We start from the raw sequence: 6,460 nt of genomic DNA, 5'->3' as shown, positions 1-6,460 counted from the left end.
CGCGAACGCCGGTGGCCGTCGGCGGCAACAGCTCGGCCACGCGCCTGGCGAGCCGGCCGAGCGTGGTCGGCTCGGGGAGCCGTCCGATACGGCCGAGTCCGAGCGACGGATCGGCGCCCGGCACGATGGGGCGCACGTCCACGAGCCCGAGTCGTGCCGCGAGCACGGCAGACGTGCCCTGCTCGACGACATCGGCGTTCGTGTGGGCGGCGACCAGTGCGCAGTCCCCACGGATGAGGCGTGCGAGGAGGGCGCCCTTGTAGCGGTCCTCGGCGATGCTCGTGACCCCGCGCAGGAGCAGCGGGTGGTGGGCGATGAGGAGGTCGGCCTCGACGTCGATCGCCTCGTCGATGGTGGCGGCGACGGCGTCGACGGCGAGGAGGATGCGCTCGACCGGTGCGTCGGGATCGCCCGTGACGAGCCCCGCTGCATCCCACGACTCGGCGCCGTCGAGTGGCCAGAGTCGATCGATCGTCGTCAGGACCTCGGCGAGAACGGCTGGCACGCGCCCCAGCCTAGCCCCCGCTGGGAAGCCCGGCGGCGAGGCGGCGGTGGGCCCTGCCGGGCTCGAACCGACGACATCCACGGTGTAAACGTGGCGCTCTACCAACTGAGCTAAAGGCCCGCACGCGCGACGGCCTGCCGGCACACGCCGCGCGGCGCATGCCCATGGTAGCGGAGCGTCCCTAGACTCACGCCCATGGAGCCCGGCACGCAGCATCCGAGCCGCACGGCACCGCCGGAGCATCGGTGGCCGGCGGTCGGAGCGCTGCTGGCCGCCCTCGGGCTGTACGCCTTCCTCCCGAACGAGCTCATCGGGCCGCTGCGCTTCGTGGTGGTCGGCGCGGGCCTCGCGCTCCTCGTGCCGCTGATCATCGTGAACCCGCATCGCCTGACGCGCGAGACCGGCTGGACGCGGACGCTGTCGGTATCCCTGGCGCTGCTCCTGGTGCTCGCCAACCAGGTGGCGCTGGTGCTGCTCGTCTTCAAGCTCATCAGCGGCAGGCACGACGCGCCCGGCCTGCTCCTCGCGGCGCTCCAGGTCTGGGTCGCGAACGTGATCGGGTTCGCGCTGCTGTACTGGGAGATCGACCGCGGCGGACCCGTCGTGCGCACGACGTGGGCGCGCACCGAGCTGCCCGCCGCCGACTTCCGCTTCTCGCAGGACGAGGACCACGACGCGATCGCCGAGGTGGCGGCGGGATCCGCCGCCGTGCTGGACTGGACGCCGAGGTTCGTCGACTACTTCTACACGTCGCTGTCGAACTCCATGGCGTTCAGTGCCAGCGACGCCATGCCGCTCTCCCAACGCGTCAAGCTGCTCATGGGGCTGCAGGCCTTCGGCGGCTTCGTCATCCTCGCGCTCGTCATCGCCCGCTCGGTCGGGATCCTCGACACCGGAAAGTGAGCGGATGCCGCGGCATCCGCTTCGTCGGCTCACGCCTCGAGCGCGGCGCGGTACTGCTCGAGCGATCTCGGCTCCCCCGGGCCGGTGGCGAAGCTCGCCCGGATCACGCCGTCGACGCCGATCATGAACGTGGCTCGGGCGGCGTAGCCGGGTTCGTCGAGGAACGCGCCGTACGACCGCGCCACCTCGCCGTGCGGCCAGAAGTCGGAGAGGAGCGGGAAGTCGAACGATTGCTCCTCGCCCCACGCGCGGAGTGCGTGCTTCGAGTCGACCGAGATGCCGAGCAGCTCCGTGCCTGTGGCGCGGAACAGCTCGGGATGATCGCGCAGCTCGCAGAGTTCGCCCTGGCACGTCCGTGAGAAGGCGAGCGGGAAGAAGACGAGCGTCACGGGAGTGACGCCCCGGAACGTCGAGAGGGACACCGCTTGCCCGAACTGGTTGCGGAGCGAGAAGTCGGGGGCGACCGTGCCGGGCTGGAGGATCATCGTCGTCTGGCTCCCGGGGTTCGTGCGGCTTCGACGGCGCCCAGCCTAGCCCCGACGCACGGGGCATAGAATCACTAGGATGGCGTGGTGCCACGCGACCGTGATCCGGTCCCTCCGTCGTGCGCACGCCCCCACACCGCAGGCATGATCTGCTGAAGAGAGAGGTCGAGTGTGACTGTCAACGACCAGGACCCCTACTCGGTCGAGGCGATGGACTCCGATCCCGAGGAGACCTTCGAATGGGCCGAATCCCTCGACGCACTCGTCGCGGAGAAGGGGCACCAGCGGGCGCGCGAGATCATGCTCAGCCTGCTGAAGCGCTCGAAGGAGCTGCACCTCGGCGTGCCGATGGTCCCCACGACCGACTACCTCAACACGATCGCGCCTGAGAACGAGCCCGAGTTCCCTGGTGACGAGGACGTCGAGCGCCGCTACCGCGCGTGGATCCGCTGGAACGCGGCCATGCTCGTGCACCGTGCGCAGCGCCCCGGCATCGCGGTCGGCGGCCACATCTCGACCTACGCGTCATCCGCCGCGCTCTACGAGGTCGGCTTCAACCACTTCTTCCGTGGTCAGGACCACCCCGGCGGCGGCGACCAGATCTTCATCCAGGGGCACGCCTCCCCCGGCACCTATGCGCGCGCCTTCCTCGAGGGCCGGCTCAGCGCCGACCAGCTCGACGGGTTCCGCCAGGAGAAGTCGCACGCGCCCAACGGCCTCTCGTCGTACCCGCACCCGCGCCTCATGCCCGACTTCTGGCAGTTCCCGACCGTGTCCATGGGCCTCGGACCCATCAACGCGATCTACCAGGCGCAGCTCAACAAGTACCTCACCAACCGCGGCATCAAGGACGCCTCCGACCAGCACGTGTGGGCGTTCCTCGGCGACGGCGAGATGGACGAGGTCGAGAGCCGCGGCCAGCTGCAGGTCGCCGCGAACGAGGGCCTCGACAACCTGACCTTCGTCATCAACTGCAACCTCCAGCGCCTCGACGGCCCGGTGCGCGGCAACGGCAAGATCATCCAGGAGCTTGAGAGCTTCTTCCGCGGCGCCGGCTGGAACGTCATCAAGGTCGTCTGGGGCCGCGAGTGGGACGACCTGCTCGCGCGCGACCACGACGGGGCGCTGCGCAACCTGATGAACGTCACGCCCGACGGCGACTACCAGACGTACAAGGCCGAGTCCGGCGCGTATGTGCGCGAGAACTTCTTCGGCCGCGACCCGCGTGCCCTCGAGCTGGTGAAGGACCTCTCCGACGAGCAGATCTGGAACCTCAAGCGCGGCGGCCACGACTACCGCAAGGTGTACGCCGCGTTCAAGGCCGCGACCGAGCACAAGGGCCAGCCCACCGTCATCCTCGCCAAGACCATCAAGGGCTACGGCCTTGGTCCGAGCTTCGAGGGCCGCAACGCGACCCACCAGATGAAGAAGATGACGCTCGACAACCTCAAGACCTTCCGCGACGCGATGCGCATCCCGATCAGCGACGCGCAGCTCGAGGAGAACCCCTACCTGCCGCCGTACTACCACCCGGGCGAGCAGGACGAGGCGATCCAGTACCTCCACGAGCGCCGTCGCGAGCTCGGCGGCTACCTGCCCGAGCGCCGCACGAACCACACGGCGATCACGCTGCCCGACGACTCGGCGTACGCGATCTCGAAGAAGGGCTCGGGCACGCAGGAGATCGCCACGACCATGGCGTTCGTCCGGCTCCTGAAGGACCTCATGCGGGCGAAGGACTTCGGCAACCGCATCGTGCCGATCATCCCCGACGAGGCCCGCACGTTCGGCATGGACGCGTTCTTCCCGAACGCGAAGATCTACAACCCGAACGGCCAGCACTACACGTCGGTCGACCGCGAACTGCTCCTCGCCTACAAGGAGAGCCCGCAGGGCCAGATCGTGCACGTCGGCATCAACGAGGCGGGCGCGCTCGCCGCGTTCACCAACGTCGGAACGTCGTACTCGACGCAGGGCGAGCCGCTGATCCCGATCTACGTCTTCTACTCGATGTTCGGGTTCCAGCGCACCGGTGACGCCATCTGGGCGGCCGGCGACCAGATGGCGCGCGGCTTCATGATCGGTGCCACCGCGGGCCGCACCACGCTGACCGGTGAGGGCCTCCAGCACGCCGACGGGCACTCGCTGCTCCTCGCCTCGACGAACCCGGCGGTCGTCTCGTACGACCCCGCCTACGGCTACGAGATCGGGCACATCGTGCGGGCCGGGCTCGACCGGATGTATGGCGGCAACCACCCCGACCCCAACGTCATGTACTACCTCACGGTGTACAACGAGCCGATCGTGCAGCCCGCCGAGCCCGAGGGCACCGACGTCGAGGGCATCGTCCGCGGCATCCACCGCCTCTCGGAGTCCCCGGTGCAGGGACCCAAGGCGCAGCTGCTCGCCTCGGGCGTGGCCGTGCCGTGGATCATCGAGGCGCAGGAGCTGCTCGCGAACGACTGGGGCGTGTCGGCCGACGTGTGGTCGGTCACCAGCTGGACCGAGCTCCGCCGCGACGGCCTGGCCGCCGACGAGCACAACTTCCTGAACCCCGATTCCGAGCGCCGCTCGGCGTACCTGACGCAGAAGCTGACCGGCGTGCAGGGTCCGTTCGTCGCCGTGTCCGACTACATGCACGCGGTGCCCGACCAGATCCGCGCCTACGTGCCCGGCGACTACGCCACGCTCGGCGCCGACGGCTTCGGCTTCTCGGACACCCGCCCGGCGGCGCGGCGCTTCTTCACGATCGACGGCCCATCGGTCGTGGTGCGCACGCTCGAGCTGCTCGCGGATCGCGGAGAGGTCGACCGCTCGCTCCCGGCGCAGGCCATCGCGAAGTACCGGCTCCACGACGTGAACGCCGGCACCACCGGATCGGCCGGCGGCGAGAGCTAGCAGGCGACGAGGTGGCGACGAAGCCCAGGACGAAGGCGGAGACGCTCGCGTGGTTGCGGACCATCGCGGGCGAGCTCGCCACCCAGACGCTGAAGCGCCTCGAGGACACGCTGCCGTGGTACGGCGACATGCCTCCGAGTCGCAGGTCGGCCGTGGGCCTCGTCGCCCAGGCGGGCATCTCCTCGTTCATCTCCTGGTTCGACGACCCGCGGTCGACGCCCTGGATCGCCGCCGACGTCTTCGGAGCCGCTCCCCGTGAGCTGCTCCGCTCGGTGAGCCTGCAGCAGACGCTGCAGCTCATCCGGGTGACCGTCGAGGTGGTCGAGGACCGCGTGAAGGACGGCAGCGAGCCGCTCCGCGAGGCGATCCTCCTCTATTCGCGTGAGATCGCGTTCGCCGCGGCCGACGTCTACGCGCGCGCGGCCGAGGCGCGCGGGCTCTGGGACGCGCGTCTCGAGGCGCTCGTCGTCGACTCGATCCTCTCCGGCGAATACGACGACGAGCTGCCGAGCCGCATCGCGGCACTCGGCTGGCACGGGCACGGCGAGGTCGCGGTGCTCGTGGGCACGGCGCCGAAGCAGCTCGACGTCGACCACGTGCGCCGCGCCGCGCGGCACATGCACGCCGACGTGCTCATCGGCGTGCAGGGCAACCGGCTGGTGCTCGTGATCGGCCGCTCCGACCCGCTCGGATCCGAGCCGGAGGAGACCATCGGCACGTCGGCCGCGCTCACCTTCATGGAGATCGCCACCCAGCTCGAGCCGCACTTCGGGCCGGGACACCTCGTGCTCGGCCACGAGGTGCCCAACCTGGTCGACGCCTCGAAGAGTGCCAAGGCGGCCCTCGCGGGCTTCGCCGTGGCGAGGTCGTGGCGGCACGCGCCACGACCGGTGCACGCCGACGACCTGCTGCCCGAGCGAGCGCTCGCCGGCGATCCGCTCGCGCGCGCGACGCTCGTCCATCGCATCTACCGCCCCCTGCAGGCTCACTCCACGGAGCTCCTCACGACCCTGTGGAGCTACCTCGACAACGGCCGCTCCCTCGAGGCCACGGCCCGCGAGCTGTTCGTGCATCCCAACACCGTGCGCTACCGCCTGAAGCGCGTGTCCGACGTGATCGGATGGGACGCCACCGGAGCGCGTGAGGCGCTGATCCTGCAGTCGGCCCTCATCATCGGCTCGATGAGCGACCACGAGCACCAGCCTCGTCGTCGCCCCAACTGACCGCTCTGAACGGTGCCGCATGTCGGCCACGCACAAGGCTTTCGACGAGAGCTTGTGGCATCGTCACACACCCGCACCACGCGACCTTGACAGACTAGAGAGCGTGATCGTCGTCGTCTGCCCTGGACAGGGCTCGCAGACCCCCGGTTTCCTCGCGCCCTGGCTGGCCGATGCCGCTTCGGCGGAGCGCCTCGCCGGATACTCCGAGGCGGCCGGCGTCGACCTGGCGACCCATGGCACCGTCAGCGACGCCGACACCATCCGCGACACGGCCATTGCGCAGCCCCTCATCGTCGCCGCCGGACTCCTGACGCTCGAGCGCCTCCTCGCCGACGGGCGCCGCGACCGCATCGGCGGGATCGCCGGCCACTCCGTCGGCGAGATCACGGCCGCATCCGGAGCCGGCGTGCTCGCCCAGGCCGATGCCATGCACTTCGTCGCCGAGC

6 protein-coding genes and 1 tRNA gene are annotated in these 6,460 nt (G+C 70.0%); 4 read left to right on the top strand and 3 right to left on the bottom strand.

The window, feature by feature from the left end; all coding sequences use genetic code 11:
• Both GH736_RS14905 and GH736_RS14900 read right to left on the bottom strand, forming a co-directional pair.
• A partial coding sequence (locus GH736_RS14905; RefSeq protein ID WP_162529566.1) for a Nif3-like dinuclear metal center hexameric protein occupies positions 1 to 505 on the bottom strand: 505 nt, incomplete at its 3' end.
• 47 nt (positions 506 to 552) lie between these two features.
• Positions 553 to 625: transfer RNA gene (locus GH736_RS14900), tRNA-Val, on the bottom strand.
• A gap of 75 nt (positions 626 to 700) precedes the next feature.
• Between GH736_RS14900 and GH736_RS14895 the strand changes: the two genes are divergently transcribed.
• A complete protein-coding gene (locus GH736_RS14895) occupies positions 701 to 1,408 on the top strand; it encodes a hypothetical protein (RefSeq protein WP_159604704.1) in 708 nt (235 codons plus the stop codon).
• A gap of 29 nt (positions 1,409 to 1,437) precedes the next feature.
• Here the strand turns inward: GH736_RS14895 and GH736_RS14890 are convergent, their stop codons facing one another.
• Positions 1,438 to 1,893, bottom strand: a complete 456-nt coding sequence (locus GH736_RS14890) for a peroxiredoxin (protein ID WP_159604702.1) — start codon at positions 1,891 to 1,893, stop codon at positions 1,438 to 1,440.
• Between the two features lie 171 nt (positions 1,894 to 2,064).
• On the opposite strand from GH736_RS14890, the gene aceE reads away from it, so the two are divergent.
• The 3 genes from aceE to GH736_RS14875 all read left to right on the top strand — a co-directional run.
• On the top strand, positions 2,065 to 4,791 hold the full coding sequence (gene aceE / locus GH736_RS14885) for a pyruvate dehydrogenase (acetyl-transferring), homodimeric type (RefSeq protein ID WP_159604700.1): 2,727 nt from the start codon (positions 2,065 to 2,067) through the stop codon (positions 4,789 to 4,791).
• Positions 4,792 to 4,802: 11 nt separating this feature from the next.
• A complete protein-coding gene (locus GH736_RS14880; protein WP_159604698.1) occupies positions 4,803 to 6,014 on the top strand; it encodes a PucR family transcriptional regulator in 1,212 nt (403 codons plus the stop codon).
• Between the two features lie 103 nt (positions 6,015 to 6,117).
• On the top strand, positions 6,118 to 6,460 hold a 343-nt coding region (locus tag GH736_RS14875; protein ID WP_159604696.1), incomplete at its 3' end, for an ACP S-malonyltransferase.

The organism is Agromyces humi (assembly GCF_009720255.1).
In the GTDB taxonomy this organism is placed as follows: domain Bacteria; phylum Actinomycetota; class Actinomycetes; order Actinomycetales; family Microbacteriaceae; genus Agromyces; species Agromyces humi.
This window is presented reverse-complemented; position numbering and strand designations above follow the sequence as displayed.